11 protein-coding genes are annotated in these 15,263 nt (G+C 71.0%); 6 read left to right on the top strand and 5 right to left on the bottom strand.

Annotation, left to right across the window (positions count from 1 at the left end; all coding sequences use genetic code 11):
* Positions 1-3: 3 nt before the first annotated feature.
* The 4 genes from ACE3OU_RS05975 to ACE3OU_RS05960 form a co-directional block, all read right to left on the bottom strand.
* Positions 4-1,791 carry a type I secretion system permease/ATPase gene (locus ACE3OU_RS05975; RefSeq protein WP_374240628.1) on the bottom strand — a complete coding sequence of 596 codons (1,788 nt, stop codon included), beginning with the start codon at positions 1,789-1,791 and terminating at the stop codon, positions 4-6.
* Between the two features lie 115 nt (positions 1,792-1,906).
* Entirely contained in the window at positions 1,907-2,605 is a 699-nt protein-coding gene (locus tag ACE3OU_RS05970; protein ID WP_374240627.1) for a response regulator transcription factor, read from the bottom strand.
* Positions 2,602-3,528 carry a sensor histidine kinase gene (locus tag ACE3OU_RS05965; RefSeq protein WP_374240626.1) on the bottom strand — a complete coding sequence of 309 codons (927 nt, stop codon included), beginning with the start codon at positions 3,526-3,528 and terminating at the stop codon, positions 2,602-2,604. Before ACE3OU_RS05965 ends, ACE3OU_RS05970 begins: the two co-directional genes overlap by 4 nt.
* Before the next feature lie 180 nt (positions 3,529-3,708).
* Positions 3,709-4,494: an FCD domain-containing protein gene (locus ACE3OU_RS05960; RefSeq protein WP_374240625.1), complete on the bottom strand. Its 786-nt coding sequence runs from the start codon at positions 4,492-4,494 to the stop codon at positions 3,709-3,711.
* A gap of 272 nt (positions 4,495-4,766) precedes the next feature.
* Between ACE3OU_RS05960 and ACE3OU_RS05955 the strand changes: the two genes are divergently transcribed.
* From ACE3OU_RS05955 to ACE3OU_RS05930, 6 genes are all read left to right on the top strand, one after another.
* Positions 4,767-5,588 carry a (Fe-S)-binding protein gene (locus ACE3OU_RS05955; RefSeq protein ID WP_374240624.1) on the top strand — a complete coding sequence of 274 codons (822 nt, stop codon included), beginning with the start codon at positions 4,767-4,769 and terminating at the stop codon, positions 5,586-5,588.
* On the top strand, positions 5,585-6,259 hold the full coding sequence (locus ACE3OU_RS05950; RefSeq protein WP_374240623.1) for a lactate utilization protein C: 675 nt from the start codon (positions 5,585-5,587) through the stop codon (positions 6,257-6,259). Before ACE3OU_RS05955 ends, ACE3OU_RS05950 begins: the two co-directional genes overlap by 4 nt.
* The gene (locus ACE3OU_RS05945) at positions 6,256-7,707 is read left to right on the top strand and encodes a LutB/LldF family L-lactate oxidation iron-sulfur protein (protein ID WP_374240622.1); all 1,452 of its coding nucleotides are present in this window, start codon (positions 6,256-6,258) and stop codon (positions 7,705-7,707) included. Before ACE3OU_RS05950 ends, ACE3OU_RS05945 begins: the two co-directional genes overlap by 4 nt.
* An 85-nt stretch (positions 7,708-7,792) precedes the next feature.
* Positions 7,793-10,582, top strand: coding sequence for an FAD-binding and (Fe-S)-binding domain-containing protein (locus ACE3OU_RS05940; protein WP_374240621.1), 2,790 nt, complete (start codon positions 7,793-7,795; stop codon positions 10,580-10,582).
* A gap of 104 nt (positions 10,583-10,686) precedes the next feature.
* A complete protein-coding gene (gene lldP / locus ACE3OU_RS05935) occupies positions 10,687-12,333 on the top strand; it encodes an L-lactate permease (RefSeq protein WP_374240620.1) in 1,647 nt (548 codons plus the stop codon).
* Positions 12,334-12,556: 223 nt separating this feature from the next.
* Entirely contained in the window at positions 12,557-13,870 is a 1,314-nt protein-coding gene (locus tag ACE3OU_RS05930; protein WP_374240619.1) for a diguanylate cyclase domain-containing protein, read from the top strand.
* On the opposite strand, the gene ACE3OU_RS05925 is transcribed toward ACE3OU_RS05930, so the two are convergent.
* Positions 13,867-15,060 carry a leucine-rich repeat-containing protein kinase family protein gene (locus ACE3OU_RS05925; RefSeq protein ID WP_374240618.1) on the bottom strand — a complete coding sequence of 398 codons (1,194 nt, stop codon included), beginning with the start codon at positions 15,058-15,060 and terminating at the stop codon, positions 13,867-13,869. The genes ACE3OU_RS05930 and ACE3OU_RS05925 overlap by 4 nt on opposite strands.
* Positions 15,061-15,263: the final 203 nt, after the last annotated feature.

Raw genomic sequence — 15,263 nt, 5'->3', positions numbered from 1 at the left:
GACTCAGACGTTGGCCGGCGCACGCACCGCCGGCGGGAAGACGGTCGGCGTGCCGGCGGCCCGCGCCGCGTGGGCCTGCTGGTTGGCGCGCTGGATGGCCGCGAGCACCTCGTCGCGGGGGCCGAAGGCCTGCTGCTGGCCATCGACCAGCAGCAGCACCTTGTCGGCCACCGCGAGCACGCTGGTGCGGTGGGTGATGACCACGAAGGTGGTGCCGGCCTGCTTGCGCGTCTCGATGAGCTGGGCGAGGGCCACGTCGCCGGCCTCGTCGAGGCTGGCGTTGGGCTCGTCCAGCACCACCAGCGCCGGCTGGCCGTAGATGGCGCGGGCCAGCCCGACGCGCTGGCGCTGGCCGCCGGAGAGGCGCGCGCCGCCCGGGCCGATTGGGGTCTCGAGCCCCTCCGGCAGCGACTGCACGAACTCGTACAGGCCGGCGGCCTCGATGGCGGCCTGCAGCCGCGCCGGGTCGGGGGGGCCGAAGCGGGCGATGTTGTCGGCGAGGGTGCCGTCGAGCAGCTCGATGCCCTGGGGCAGGTAGCCCAGGTGGGGGCCGAGCTCGGCCTTCGGCCAGGTGGCGATGTCCACGCCGTCGAGGCGCACCTTGCCGGACGAGGCCGGCCACAGCCCGAGGAGGGTCCGCGCGAGGCAGGTCTTGCCGGCGCCGGAGGGGCCGATCACCGCGACCACCTCGCCCGGGGCGAGGGCGAAGTTGAGCTCCCGCAACAGCGTCGCCGGGGTGCCCGGGGCGCCGGCGGCCACCCGCTCCACCGTGAGGCGGCCCTGGGGTGGCGGCAGCGGCATGCCGGGCGGCAGCGCCGGCTGCGACGCCAGCAGGGCGACGAGCCGGCGCCAGGCTTCGCGGGCGCCGACCACCGTCGGCCACTGGCCCACCAGCTGGTTGAAGGGCGCCAGCGCGCGGGCGCCGAAGATGCCCGACACCACCAGCATGCCGCCGCCGCCGTTCAGCTGGTCATGCAGCAGCAGCCAGCAGCTGAGGCCCAGCAGGGCCGAGCTGAGCACGTTCTGCAGCAGGCGCGAGACGGCCTGCCAGTTGCCGGCGGAGAGGGAGGCGCGGGCCTGGTCGGCCAGGGCCTCCTGGTGGCGCTGCACCCAGCGCCCGTGCACGTTGGCGAGCATGCCCATCGAGTGCACCACCTGGGCGTTCTGCAGCAGGCGGTCGGCGTGCTGGTGGGCGGCATAGGCCTTGCGGTTGGCCTCGCGCAGCGCCGGCCCGGTGGCCCGCTCGTTGCACCAGCCGATCAGCCCCTGGAGCAGCGCCGCCGCCACCGTCACCACGCCCAGCCACGGCGAGATGGCACTCACCAGCAGCACGAAGACGACCACCATCGGGGCCTCGAAGGCCGCGGTGATGACCGGCGAGCGGAGAAACTCCGACACCGTGTGCAGATCCTGCACGGCCTGCTGGCCGCCGCCCGGGGTGCGCAGGCGGATCGCCCGCAGGGCGGCGTCGAACACCCGCCCGCCCAGGCGCTGGTCGAAGCTCCGCGCGGCATGGCGCAGCAGCGCCTCGCGGGTCCACTCCTGCACCTGGATCACCGCGTAGGCCAGCAGCACGGCCAGGGTGAGCATCAGCAGGGTGAGGCCATTGCGGCTGTTCACCACCCGGTCATACACCTCGAGCATGTACCAGGAGGGTGTCAGCGCCAGCAGGCTGGCGCACAGCCCGAAGGCCAGGGCACGCCGCAGCGTGCTCCGCAATTCGCCCAGTGCGAACCGGAGTTCGGGCGAACCCGCCTCTAGCGTGGCGGTGGATTGAGCTTTGGGGGACATGGGTCGGTGTAGTTGTTCATACCGACCCTAACATTAATCAACAAAAACGATAATTTGCTGTCTTTTGCTGACAGAAATGATGTTTTCGACAATTAAAACAAATCACTCCTCGCCGTCAGCCTTGCCACAGGCGGATCGGCGCGGCAAACACGTAGCCCACGTTACGGGCGCTGCGCAGGGTGGCGGCCTCGCCGAAGCGCATCTCGATCTTGCGGCGCAGGCGGCTCAGCGCCGTCTCGAGGCGGCGGAAGTCGAAATCCAGCTCCGGGTGGCCCATCGCCGCGGCGAGGTCGCCGCGGCGGGCGGGCTCGGGCGCCGCTTCGGCCAGCACCTTCATCAGCTTGAATTCGGTGGGCGTAAGCAGGATCGCCGCCCCGCCCGGCGGCACCAGCTCGAGGGACTGCATGTCGAGCTGCCAGCCCTCGGCGGGCCGCTCGGGCACGTCGACCCGGTGCAGGCGGCGGTACAGGCTCTCGCAGACGGCCGACAGCTCGCGCATGTCCACGGGCTTGACGAGGTAGATGTCCGCCCCGCTCTCCAGGCCCACCAGCCGGTCCTCCAGCTGCCCCCGGGCGGTGAGCATGGCGATCGCCAGCCGCGGGTGCGACACCGCCAGCCGCCGGGCGATGCTGACCCCGTCCTCGCCCGGCAGGCCGAGGTCGAGCACCAGCACGTCGGTCGGCTGGCTTGCGAGGTGGCGGTCGAGGGCTGTGCCGTCCGGCAGGCCGGTGACGCAGTGGCCCATCCGGCCCAGGTGAAAGACGACCTCGTCGCGCAGGTCTTCGTTGTCTTCGACGACGGCGATGTGAATCATGCTTGCCCTCCTTCCGGGCACTGCGCCAGCGGCAGCCAGCATTCGAAACAGCCCCCGTTGCCCGGCTCGCCGACCACCGCGCGCACCGAACCCTGATGGCGCTGGATGATCTGCCGCACGATGTAGAGGCCGAGGCCCAGCCCGGCGGTCTCGGAGGTGTCGTCGGATCGGTAGTATTTTTCGAAGATCCGCTCCCGGTCGGCGGCGGCGATGCCGCGCCCCTGGTCGAGGATCGTCCAGAGCAGGCCGGCGCGGCCGTCGCACTGCATCGGCTTGATCGACACATCCACCCGCGAACCCCGCGGCGAGTACTTGAGGGCGTTGTCGATCAGGTTGAGGAGCGCGTAGCGCAGCATGCGGTGGTCGGCCTCCAGGGGCGGCACGCCGTCGGCGCTCTGCACGACCACCCGCTGCTCCGCGTGGGCACCGACGATGTCGAGGGCGTCCGCCGTCACGTCGGCGAGGTCGCACTTGGCGAGATCCTGGGTCCACACCGACACATCGAAGCGGTCGCGGGTCTGCACGAGTTCGAGCAGGCCGTTCATCCGCTCCACCGCCCGCGCGATGCGGCCGAAGCGGTTGAGCCGCTCCGGCGTGGCGTCCTCGTCGAGCAGGCGCAGGGACTGCACCGATGCGTCGATGATCGCCAGCGGCGTGCGGAACTCGTGGGCCATCATCGACAGCAGGTGGCGCTGGTCTTCGAAGGCCCGGCGGTCGCGATCACTCGCCGCCTCCGCCTCCCGGGCCCGGCGCTCGGCCTCGGCCCGCTTCAGCTCCACCGCCCGCCGGCGCCCCTGGAAGGCGCACAGGGTCAGCACGGTCAGGGCCGCCAGCAGCAGGAACAGCCCCCCGCCGACGACCAGCCCCTCGGTGAGCGCCCCCCCCGCGGCGGCGGCCTCGCCGGCGTGACAGGGCCCGGCCAAACCCAGCGCGGCGGGCAGGAGACACCCGCCCGGCAGGCGACGGGCAGGCGGCACGGCACGGGGCAACGGGGACGATGGGGCTACAGACATGGCTCGATGGTAGCAAACTTGTTAAATACGTTAAAAATATCACGCAATATCGCGCCGTTTTGTGCTTCTCGAGCCCTCCTCCGCCGGCGCTCACCCGGGGGTGGCGGTGACGCTGGCGCGGGGGGTGCGGGCCCGCCGCTCGCGCTCCTCGTGGAGGGCGCGGGCCTGCATGCTCTCGTGCACGAAGTCGATGTGGCGGCGCACGGCGGCCCGGGCGGCGGCCGGGTCGCGCCGGCGGATGCCGTCCCAGATGGCCTGGTGCTGGCCCTGCAGGTCGAGCCAGTTGCTCGCCTGGCCGCGCAGGTGGCGCAGATTGCGGTCGATGTGGTCGTTGATGACCCGGAACAGGCTGGCCGTGAGGTGGCCGAACATCACGTTGTGGGCGGCCTCGGCGATCGCCTGGTGGAAGGAGAGGTCCGCATCCACCTGCTGGGCCAGCACCTCCGGCGAAGTGCCCTCGGCGAAGACGGCCTCCAGGCGCTCGAAGGCGGCGCCGATGCGCAGCAGGTCGGCCTCGGTGGCCCGGCTGGCGGCGAGGGCCGCGGCCTCGCATTCGAGCATCCCGCGGAATTCGAGCAGGTCCGCCTGGATGTCGGGGTGCTGGCGGAGCATCTCCTGCCAGGGGTCGGTGAAGCCGGCATCGAGGCGATCGGTGACGTAGGTGCCGCCGCCCTGGCGGCTGTGCAGCAGGCCCTTTGAAACCAGCTTCTGGATCGCCTCGCGGAGGGACGGCCGCGACACGCCCAGCTCGGCGGCCAGCTCGCGTTCAGGCTGCAGGCGGTCGCCGGGCTTGAGGGCGCCATCCAGGATGCGGCGCTCGAGTTCGTGGGCGATGGTGTCGGAGAGGCGCGGGACTGCGAGCTTGCCGGTGGCCATGGGCGGGGTCTCTCAATTGGTCTGACCAAAATTCTACTTTCAGCGTCCGCATCAGGACAAGCCGGGCGGGCGCTCGCGCTAACGGTTTACCCGTAGAACGCCATCAAATCAAAGTTTTGATGCGCTCATAAGATTGACTTCTCGCCGACCCGCGGGTAGATTTTCGCTCCATCGGATTGGTTGGTATTACCAATTTACCGTAAATCATGACCAGATCGCAGACCGCCGCGGCGACGGAGCACCCGACGCCCGCCGGCAGGACAGGAGGAGACATGAGCAGCCACATGCCGGGCACGCCCACGCGCAGCTATCCGCCCCGCCCCGAGGCGGTGTACTTTTATGCCACCTGCCTGGTGGACATGTTCGTGCCCGAGGCCGGCATGGACGCCATCACCCTCCTGGAGCGCGAAGGCATCCGGGTGATCTTCCCCGACAACCAGACCTGCTGCGGCCAGCCGGCCTTCACCAGCGGCTTCCCCGACGAAGCCCGCCGGGTGGTGGCGTCGCAGCTCGACCTGTTTCCCGGCGACTATCCCATCGTGGTGCCGTCCGGCTCCTGCGGCGGGATGATCCGCTGGCACTGGGAGAAGGTGGTCGGCGCCGACCCGGCCCTCAAGGCCCGGGCTGCGGCGATCGCCGCGCGCACCTTCGAGCTCGCCGAGTTCCTGCTGCACGTGGTCGGCTTCAACCGCAAGGACGAAGGCCCGGCCACCACCGTCACGCTGCACACCTCGTGCTCCGCGCGGCGTGAGATGGGCACCCACCTGGTCGGCCGCGAACTGCTGGCCCGCCTCGGCAACGTGACCCTCGCCCACCACGACCACGAATCGGAATGCTGCGGCTTCGGCGGCACCTTCTCGCTCAAGCACCCCGACGTCTCCACCGCGATGGTCAGCGACAAGGTGGCCGCGCTGAAGGCCACCGGCGCCAGCCAGCTGGTCACCGCCGACTGCGGCTGCATGCTCAACATCACCCAGCGCGCCGCCCGCGAAGACCAGGACGCAGGCCGCAGCAAGCCTTCGCTGCCCGGCGAGCACCTGGCCACCTTCCTGCTGCGTCGCACTGGCGGTAGCCCGGCGGGGGACCAGCAATGAGCGCCCGCGACCGCATCCTCACCAAACTGCGCGGCAGCCAGCCGGCCCAGCCGGACCCCCTGCCCGACCTCGCCGCCCACTACGCGCCCCGCGCCCGTGGCGAAGCCAAAGCCGCGCGCCTGGCCCGCTTCCGCACCGGCATCGAGGGCTTTCACGCCGAAGTGCATGTGAGCAGCGAGGCCGACTGGCCGGCCCTGCTCGCCCGGTTGTGTGCCGACAAGCAGGTGGGCACCCTGATGTTCGGCGCCAACACTCCGGCCGGCCGGCGCCTGGCCGAGGCCGGTTGCGACGCCACCACGCTGCGCCCGTGGGCCGGCCAGTTCGAGGACATCAAGGCCGACCTGTTCCACCGGGTGGACGCCGGCTTCACCCAGGCCCGCGGCGCCATCGCCGAGACCGGCAGCCTGATCCTGTGGTCGTCCGCCGACGAGCCGCGCAGCCTGTCACTGGTGCCGCCGATCCACTTCGCGCTGCTCGACGCCGCCACCATTCACCCCACTTTCTACGACGCCCTGGTGAGCGAGAACTGGGCCGCCGGCCTGCCCACCAACGCGCTGCTGATCTCCGGCCCGTCGAAGACCGCCGACATCCAGCAGACCCTGGCCTACGGCGCCCACGGCCCCAAGGAGCTCGTCGTGCTGGTCATCAACGCCGAAGGAGACGCGCAATGAGCACCCAGGCCCAGAAGACCGCCGGCCAGCCCATCGCCTTCGTGTCGGCCCAGGCCCTGCGCGCGCGGATGCACGACGCGGTGAACGATGCCCACCTGCGCCAGAGCTTCCGCGGCGCGATGGACTTCCTGATGGCCAAGCGCGCCGCCCAGTTTCCCGACGCAGACGAGCTGGAATCGCTGCGCGCGCTGTCCGAAGCCATCCGCCAGTACAGCCTGTCCCGCCTCCCCGACCTGCTCGAACAGCTCGAGGCCAGCCTCACCCGCAACGGCGTGCAGGTGCATTGGGCCGAAACGCCGGACGAGGCCAACGCCATCATGCTCGCCATCGCCCGGCGCCACGCCGCGAAGCTCGTGGTCAAGGGCAAGTCGATGGTGAGCGAGGAGATCGAGTTCAACCACGCCATGGAAGCCGCCGGCGTGGGCGCGCTCGAATCCGACATGGGCGAATACATCGTCCAGCTGGCCGGCGAGAAGCCGTCCCACATCATCATGCCGGCGATCCACCAGACCAAGCAGCAGATCGCCAGGCTGTTTGCCGAGCACATCCCCGGCGTCGACTACACCGACAACGTGGACGCCCTCATCCAGATCGGCCGCCGGGTGCTGCGCGAGAAGTTCGAGGAAGCCGACATCGGCCTGTCGGGCGTCAACTTCGCGGTGGCCGAGACCGGCACCCTGTGCCTCGTCGAGAACGAAGGCAACGGGCGCATGTGCACCACCGTGCCCAAGGTGCACATCGCCATCACCGGCATCGAGAAGGTGGTCGAGAAGCTGGAACACGTGGCGCCGCTGTTCTCCATCCTCACCCGCTCGGCCACCGGGCAGGCGGTGTCGACCTACTTCAACATGATCTCCGGCCCGCGCCGGGGCGGCGACCGGGACGGCCCCGAGGAGGTGCACCTGGTGCTCCTCGACAACGGCCGCAGCCAGGCCTACGCCGACGAGCAGCTGCGCAAGACCCTGCAGTGCATCCGCTGCGGCGCCTGCATGAACCACTGCCCGGTGTACACCCGCATCGGCGGCCACGCCTACGGCACCACCTACCCCGGCCCGATCGGCAAGATCGTCTCGCCCCACATGCTGGGCCTGGAGCAGACCCACCTGCTGCCCACCGCCTCCAGCCTGTGCGGCGCCTGCGGCGAGGTGTGCCCGGTGAAGATCCCCATCCCCGAGCTGCTGATCCGCCTGCGCGGCGAAGCGCAGAGCGCCCCCCACGCCAACCCGGCGATGGTCGGCCAGGGCGCCGGCCACGACCCGAAGGTCAGCCTGCTGTGGAAGCTGTGGGCGCGGCTCTACGCCCGCCCGGCCACCTATCGGGCCTTCAGCTGGCTGGCGACCCGCTTCCGTTTTCTCACCCCGAAGCAGCAGAGCGGCTGGACCGCCGCCCGCACGCCGCTCAAACCCGCTCCGCGAAGGCTGAGGGACATGGTCAAAGACCGAAGGTAGCGCCGCCTGGTGTAGGGGCGACTGAAGTCGCCCCTACATGCCCACCCCCCAAATTCAAACCTCATCCCTGACGGGAGGCCCCTCCGTGTCCGCTCTCATCGACGCCCTGCGCCAACGGCTGCCCGCCGAACGCGTGATCACCGACGAACTGCGCCGCCTCGCCTACGGCACCGACGGCAGCTTCTACCGCCTCGTGCCCGAGGTGGTCGCCGTGGTGGACGACGAAACCGAAGTCCGCGACGTGACCCGCATCGCCCGCGCCCACGGGCGGCCGGTCACCTTCCGCGCCGCCGGCACCAGCCTGTGCGGCCAGGCCGTCACCGACGGCGTGCTGGTGCTGCTCGGCGAAGGCTTCGCCACCTGCCACATCCCCGCCAGCGGCACCACGGTGCGGGTCGGCCCGGCCATCGTCGGCGCCGAGGTCAACCGGCGCCTCGCCCCGCTGGGCCGCAAGATCGGGCCGGACCCGGCCTCGATCAACGCCGCCAAGATCGGCGGGATGGCCGCCAACAACAGCTCCGGCATGTGCTGCGGCACCGCCCAGAACAGCTACAACACCCTCGCCGCGATCCGCGTGATGCTGGCTGACGGCACCCTGCTCGACACCGCCGACGCCGCCAGCGTGGCCGCCTTCAAGGCCAGCCACGGCGCCCTGCTGGACGGCCTCGCCGGGCTCGCCGCGCGGGTGCGCGCCGACGACGCCCTGGCCAGCCGCATCCGCAGCAAATACAAGATCAAGAACACCACCGGCTACAGCCTCAACGCCCTGGTGGACTACACCGACCCGGTGGACATCCTGGCCCACCTGATGATCGGCTCCGAGGGCACCCTCGGTTTCATCTCCCAGGTCACCTACCACACGGTGCCCGAGTACGCCCACAAGGCGAGCGCGCTGGCCTTCTTCCCCGACATGGTGAGCGCCTGCCGGGCGGTGGTCGGCCTCAAGGCACGGCCCGTGGACGCCGTCGAGCTGCTCGACCGCGCCTCCCTGCGTTGCGTGGCCGACAAGCCGGGCATGCCGCCGCAGCTCAAGACCCTGCCCGACGGCGTCACCGCGCTGCTCATCGAGACCCGCGCCCCCGGCGCCCCCGAGCTGCAGGCGCGCATCGCGGCGGTGCTGGCAGAGCTGCACGCCCACCCGCTCATCGAGGCCCCCGGCTTCACCACCGACCCGGCCGAGATCGAGCGCCTGTGGAACGTCCGCAAGGGCACCTTCCCGGCCGTCGGCGCGGTACGCAAGCCCGGCACCACGGTGATCATCGAGGACGTGGCGGTCGCCGTGCCCGACCTCGCCGCCGCCTGCCTCGACCTGCAGCGCCTGTTCGCGAAGCACGGCTACCACGAGGCGATCATCTTCGGCCACGCGCTGGAGGGCAACGTGCACTTCGTGTTCACCCAGGACTTCGGCATCGAGGCGGAAGTCGCCCGCTACGCGGCCTTCATGGACGAGCTGTGCACGGTGCTGGTCGAAAAGTACGACGCCTCCCTGAAGGCCGAGCACGGCACCGGCCGCAACATGGCCCCCTTCGTCGAGCTCGAATGGGGCGCCCAGGCCTACGGGCTGATGAAGGAGATCAAGCAGCTCTTCGACCCCGACGGCCTGCTCAACCCCGGCGTGATCATCAACGACGACCCCGCCGCCCACCTCAAGCACCTCAAGCCGATGCCCGCCGCCGGCCAGCTCTACGCGCCGGTGGACCGCTGCATCGAGTGCGGCTTCTGCGAACCCCAGTGCCCGTCCCACGGCCTCACCCTGTCGCCCCGCCAGCGCATCGTCGGCTGGCGCGAGCTGTCGCGCCGGGAGGCCGCCGGCGAGGCTCCCGGCAAGCTCGGCGAGGACTACCTCTACATGGGCCTCGACACCTGCGCCACGTGCGGGCTGTGCTCCACCGCCTGCCCGGTGGGCATCGAGACCGGAGCCCTCACCCGCGCGGTGCGCGGCGAGCGGCTCTCCAGCGTCGCGCGCAGCCTCGGTCGCGTCGCCGCCAACCACTTCGGCGCCACCCAGGCCCTCGCCCGCACCGCCCTCAAGGCCGGCCACCTGGCCGAGGCCATCGTCGGCCCCTCGGCCCTCGGGCGGCTCACCGGCGGCGCCTGGAAGGCCGGCATGCCGCGCCCACAGCCTCTGGGTTCACCAAGCCGCGCCCCCCGTGGCAGCGGCGACAAGGTGGTGTATTTCCCCACCTGCGCCGGGCGCATGTTCGGCGCCGACACGCCCGAGCAGGCCCTGTCGGCCACCGTCATCCGCGTGCTGGAGCGGGCCGGCTACGCGCCCATCGTGCCGGAGGGCGCAAGCAGCCTGTGCTGCGGCCAGTCCTTCGCCAGCAAGGGCCTCGCCGACGACGCCGACCGCAAGTCGGCCGAGCTCGAGGCCGCCCTGCTGCGGGCCAGCGACAACGGCAGATACCCGGTGATCCTCGACGCCAGCGCCTGCAGCCTGCGCATGAAGACCTTCCTCGCCGGGCGCCTCACGGTGCTCGACCTCGTCGAGTTCGCCCACGACGCGCTGCTGCCGCGCCTGATGCTCCACAAGAAGACCGACCCGGTGCTGGTGCACCTCAACTGCTCGGCCCGCCGGATGGGCTTCGAGGCCAAGCTCAGGCAGCTCGCCGCGGCCTGCGCCAACGAGGTGGTGCTGCCCGCCGAGGTGAAGTGCTGCGGCTTCGGCGGCGACCGCGGCTTCGTGGTGCCCGAGCTCAACGCCTACGCCCTGCGCAAGCTCCACGCCGAGGTGCCCGCCGGCTGCTGCGGCGGCTACTCCAGCAACCAGACCTGCGAGATCGGCCTCACCCACGCCACCGGCCTGCCCTACCGCTCCATCGTGCATCTGCTCGACGAATGCAGCGCCGAGGCGGCCCGGCTGGCCACCTGCTGACCCCCCGCCCGCCAGGCACACACCTGGCCCGCGGGCCTGCGCCCCCCTTTCCCACCGCCCCCACACCCGCAACACCGCGCATTCACCAAAGGAGGAAACACCGAATGCAACCCTGGATGCAGATTTACGACCCGCTCGGCAACCTCTGGTTGTCCTCGCTGGTCGCCGCCCTGCCGATCATCTTCTTCTTCGTCGCGCTGGCCGTGCTGCGCATGAAGGGGCACGTGGCCGGCACCATCACGGTGGCCATCGCGCTGGCCGTCGCCATCTTCTTCTACAAGATGCCCGTCGAGATGGCTCTCGCCTCGGCCGGCTACGGCTTCCTGTACGGCCTGTGGCCGATCGCCTGGATCATCATCGCGGCGGTGTTCCTCTACAAGATCACCGTCAAGACCGGGCAGTTCGACATCATCCGCGCCTCGGTGGTGTCGATCACCGACGACCAGCGCCTGCAGATGCTGCTGGTCGGCTTCTCGTTCGGCGCCTTCCTGGAGGGCGCGGCCGGTTTCGGCGCGCCGGTGGCGATCACCGCCGCGCTGCTGGTGGGCCTGGGCTTCAACCCGCTCTACGCCGCCGGCCTGTGCCTGATCGCCAACACCGCCCCGGTGGCCTTCGGCGCGATGGGCATCCCCATCATCGTCGGTGGCCAGGTGACCGGCATCGACCCCTTCAAGATCGGCCAGATGGCCGGCCGCCAGCTGCCGCTGCTGTCGGTGATCGTGCCCTTCTGGCTGGTCGCCATGATGGACGGCTGGCGCGGCATCAAGGAGACCTGGCCGGCGATCCTGGTGGCCGGCCTGAGCTTCGCCATCACCCAGTTCTTCACCGCCAACTACATCGGGCCCGAGCTGCCGGACATCACTTCGGCGCTGGTCAGCCTGATCTGCCTGACGGTCTTCCTGAAGAACTGGAAGCCCAAGCGCATCTTCCGCTTCGACAACCAGCACCACGCCGAAGTGGGCGAGGACAGCCACCACAGCTTCGGCCAGATCATCAAGGCCTGGTCGCCCTTCGTGATCCTGACCGTCATGGTCACCATCTGGAGCCTCAAGCCCTTCAAGGCGCTGTTCGCCAAGGACGGCCCGCTGTATTCGCTGGTGTTCCAGTTCCCGGTGCCGATGCTCGACAAGCTGGTCATCAAGATGGAGCCCATCGTCGCCAAGGCCACCCCCTACGCCGCGGTGTACAAGCTCGACATCCTGTCGGCCACCGGCACCGCGATCTTCATCGCCGCCATCATCAGCATGGTCGTGCTGGGCATGCGCTCCAGCGACGCCGCCAAGGCCCTCAAGGAGACGGTGGTCGAGCTGAAGCGCCCGATCTACTCCATCGGCATGGTGCTGGCCTTCGCCTTCGTGGCCAACTACTCGGGCCTGTCGGCCACCCTGGCCCTGCTGCTGGCCGGCACCGGCGCGCTGTTCCCGTTCTTCAGCCCCTTCCTGGGCTGGCTGGGCGTGTTCCTGACCGGCTCCGACACCTCATCCAATGCGCTGTTCTGCTCGCTGCAGGCCACCACCGCGCACCAGGTCGGCGTCTCCGACACCCTGCTGGTGGCGGCCAACACCACCGGCGGCGTCACCGGCAAGATGATCTCGCCGCAGTCCATCGCGGTGGCCTGCGCGGCGGTCGGCCTGGTGGGCAAGGAGTCCGACCTGTTCCGCTTCACCGTCAAGCACAGCCTGCTGTTCGCCGGCATGGTCGGCATCATCACCACCCTGCAGGCCTACGTGTTCACCTGGATGATCCCCTGATCACCCGCAACGCTTCTTCAGCACCGGGGTGAGGCGCCCCGGGGGAGCCTTGACGGCGGCCGCGCAAACGGCCGCCGTTTTTTTTGCGCCCACCGCCCGCGGGTGACGCATTTCCGCACACCGGCGGCACACCGAGGCTTGCGGAACGCGGGTGGCTTGCGCCAGTCTACCGCGCGTTTATCCAAAGGATTGCAGCACCCGGGCAAACACGCGCGCTGTCACCATGCCACTCTCAGAATCACCTCGCCTGCTCCTCAACTGCGTCGATCTGCTCCTCGACGCGGTTTTCCTCATCAGCGCCGACGGGCGCATCCGCTACGTCAATGCGGCCTGCGAACCCATCTTCGGCTACACGCCGGACGAGCTGATCGGCCAGCCGCTGTTCGACCTCGTGCTGCCCGAAGACCGCGCCCGGACCCTCGAAGAGGCCGCGCTGATCATGGCCGGCCAGCCGCGGGTCGGCTTCGTGAACCGCTACCGGCGCAAGGATGGCCGCCCGGTGCGTGTGATGTGGTCGGCCCGCTGGTCCGCGGCCGACCAGCTGCGCATCGGCGTCGCCCGGGACGTCACCGAACAGCACCACTCCCAGGACCTGCAGGCCGCCACCTACGCGGTCTCCGAGGCTGCCCACCACGCCAGCGACCTCGACACCCTGTTCCCGACCATCCACGACATCATCGCCCGGCTGGTGCCGGTGGCCGGCCTCGTCGTGGCCACCTGCGACGGCAAGGGGGCCGGCGTCCACCTCGCCTACGGGCGGGACCACCACGGGGCGCCGCTCACCGTCGACGAGCGGCTGGCGCGGGAGCACTGCCATGAAGTCATCGCGAGCAGCCAGACCCAGCAGCTGCCCGACTCCGCCCTCACCCCGCCGGAGACCGCCGGAGCGGGCGTGTTCTGGCTCGTCGTCCCGCTCATGGACGAGGCCGACCCGATCGGCGCGCTGCTGCTCAAGGCCCACCCGGGCACGGCGTTCTCGGACAAGGACCGGGAACTGCTCGGCTTCGTGTCGGCCCAGGTCGCCACCGCCATCGAACGCAGCCGGCTGAAGGCCGAGCTCCTGCGCGCGGCCCGCTACGACGAACTCACCGGCCTGCCCAACCGGCGCCTCTTCCACGACCGCATCGACACCGCCCTCGCCCGCAGCCGGCGCCGCCAAGGGCGGATGGCCCTGCTCTACATCGACCTCGACGACTTCAAGGGCGTCAACGACACCCTCGGCCACGCCGCGGGCGACCGCCTGCTGCAGGAGATCGGCCGCCGCCTGGAGCGCTGCGTGCGCCGGGCCGACACCGTGGCGCGGCTGGGCGGCGACGAGTTCGTGGTGATCCTGGAGGACATCCACGGCCCCCAGGACGCCGCCGCCGTGGCCGACAAGATCCACCACAGCCTGCGCCAGCCCTTCGCCATCGCCGACCACACCCTGCACGCCCGGGCCAGCATCGGCGTCGCCATCCACCCCGAAGACGGGGACGACGCCGACAGCCTCATCAAGCACGCCGACCGGCGCATGTACCGCGACAAGGCCCGGGGCTAGGCCGCAAGCCTCGCCAGGGCCTCCTCCACCTCGACAAACGACGGCCGCCGGGCCGGCTCGGGGGCCTGGCAGCGGCGGGCCAATGCGCCCAGCGCGGCGCCCGGGTCGGGCGGGCAACGCTCGGCCAGCTCCTCCAGCAGGCAGCCGAAGGCGCGCAGCTCGACGCGCTCCAGCGCCGCCGCCAGCCGCGACGCGCCCGGCGGCACGAAGGAGGCCGCGCCGAAATCCCCCAGCAGCACCCGGCCGTCCGGGTGGTACAGGATGTTGTGGGCGTAGAGGTCGCCATGGTTGATCCCGCGGGCGTGGAGCTGGCGCGCCGCCGAGGCGATGCCGCGGGCGATTCCCAGCGCCTGGGCCGCGCCGAGGCGGGTGCCGGGGGCATACACGTCGCGGGTGCACGACGCCAGGCTGGGCGGCCCGGCGAGGCTGCGGAAGGCCGGCTCGACGAGCGCCATCACCAGCCCGTCGCGCCCCTCCGGGTGGCCGGCCAGCCGGCCGAGGATGGGGATCAGGCTGAGATGGGCGCCGGCGCCCAGGCAGGCGGCCATCTCGTCCTCGGGCAGGCCGTCGCTGGTGACCGCGCCCTTGAAGAGCTTCACCGCCACCTCGCGCCGCTCACCGCCGTCATGCCACAGCGCCCGGTGGATCACCCCGGAGGCGCCCTGCCCCAGCACCTCGCCGATCTCCAGCGCATCCCACGCAAACGGGTGGCTGCGCCCCTCCCGCTGGCGGTCCGCCTCCACCGCTGCGCAGAAGGGGTTGCCGGCGTAGGCCAGCCACGCCAGGCGCGGCAGCGCCGGCAGCCAGCCGGGCAAGGCGTCGAGGCGGTTGGCGGCGATGCGCACCAGCTCCAGCCCGGTGCAGCCCGCCATCTCGGGGGGCAGGCTGGCCAGCCGGTTGCCGGCCAGGGCCAGCTTCTGCAGGCGGCTGCAGCGGCCGATGGCGGCGGGCAGCGCCTCGATGCGGTTCTCGGTGAGGATCAGCCAGCGCAGCCCCGCCGGCAGCGCGGCCTCAGGCACGGTGTGGATGCCGCAGCCGCGAAAGCCGATCATCTCCAGCCGGGGGCAGGCGCCGAGCACTTCGGGCAGGGCCTCGAAGGGGCTGCCCGAGCAGAACAGGATGCGCAGCCGGCCCAGGCGCGGCAGGTCGTCGGGCAGTTGGGTGAGGGCGTTGCCGGCGAGGTCGAGCACCTCCAGCGTGTCGGCCAGGGTGAAGATCTCCGGCGGGAACTCGGTGAGGCCGGCGGCGAGCTTGAGGTGGCGGGCGCCCGCCAGGCGTCCGGCCCGCAGGTCTTCGCGGGAAGGCAGGGGGGGGTGGGGGCGGGAAAACCCGCGATGCTAGCCGGAAACCCCGCCCGCCTCCATGGCGGCGTGCCCCGCGCCGGTGCGCCGGG

It is taken from the genome of Zoogloea sp., from assembly GCF_041908905.1.
Lineage (GTDB): Bacteria > Pseudomonadota > Gammaproteobacteria > Burkholderiales > Rhodocyclaceae > Zoogloea.
Note: the sequence above shows the minus strand (reverse complement) of the source record. Positions and strands in the feature narration are given on the sequence as shown.

What these genes read in the sequence shown, in the direction of transcription:
- ACE3OU_RS05930 (WP_374240619.1), top strand. Translation starts at nt 12,557, where the DNA reads ATGCCACTCTCAGAATCACCTCGCCTGCTCCTCAACTGCGTCGATCTG.
- ACE3OU_RS05945 (WP_374240622.1), top strand. Translation starts at nt 6,256, where the DNA reads ATGAGCACCCAGGCCCAGAAGACCGCCGGCCAGCCCATCGCCTTCGTG.
- ACE3OU_RS05960 (WP_374240625.1), bottom strand. Translation starts at nt 4,494, where the DNA reads ATGGCCACCGGCAAGCTCGCAGTCCCGCGCCTCTCCGACACCATCGCC.
- lldP (WP_374240620.1), top strand. Translation starts at nt 10,687, where the DNA reads ATGCAACCCTGGATGCAGATTTACGACCCGCTCGGCAACCTCTGGTTG.
- ACE3OU_RS05955 (WP_374240624.1), top strand. Translation starts at nt 4,767, where the DNA reads ATGAGCAGCCACATGCCGGGCACGCCCACGCGCAGCTATCCGCCCCGC.
- ACE3OU_RS05970 (WP_374240627.1), bottom strand. Translation starts at nt 2,605, where the DNA reads ATGATTCACATCGCCGTCGTCGAAGACAACGAAGACCTGCGCGACGAG.
- ACE3OU_RS05975 (WP_374240628.1), bottom strand. Translation starts at nt 1,791, where the DNA reads ATGTCCCCCAAAGCTCAATCCACCGCCACGCTAGAGGCGGGTTCGCCC.
- ACE3OU_RS05950 (WP_374240623.1), top strand. Translation starts at nt 5,585, where the DNA reads ATGAGCGCCCGCGACCGCATCCTCACCAAACTGCGCGGCAGCCAGCCG.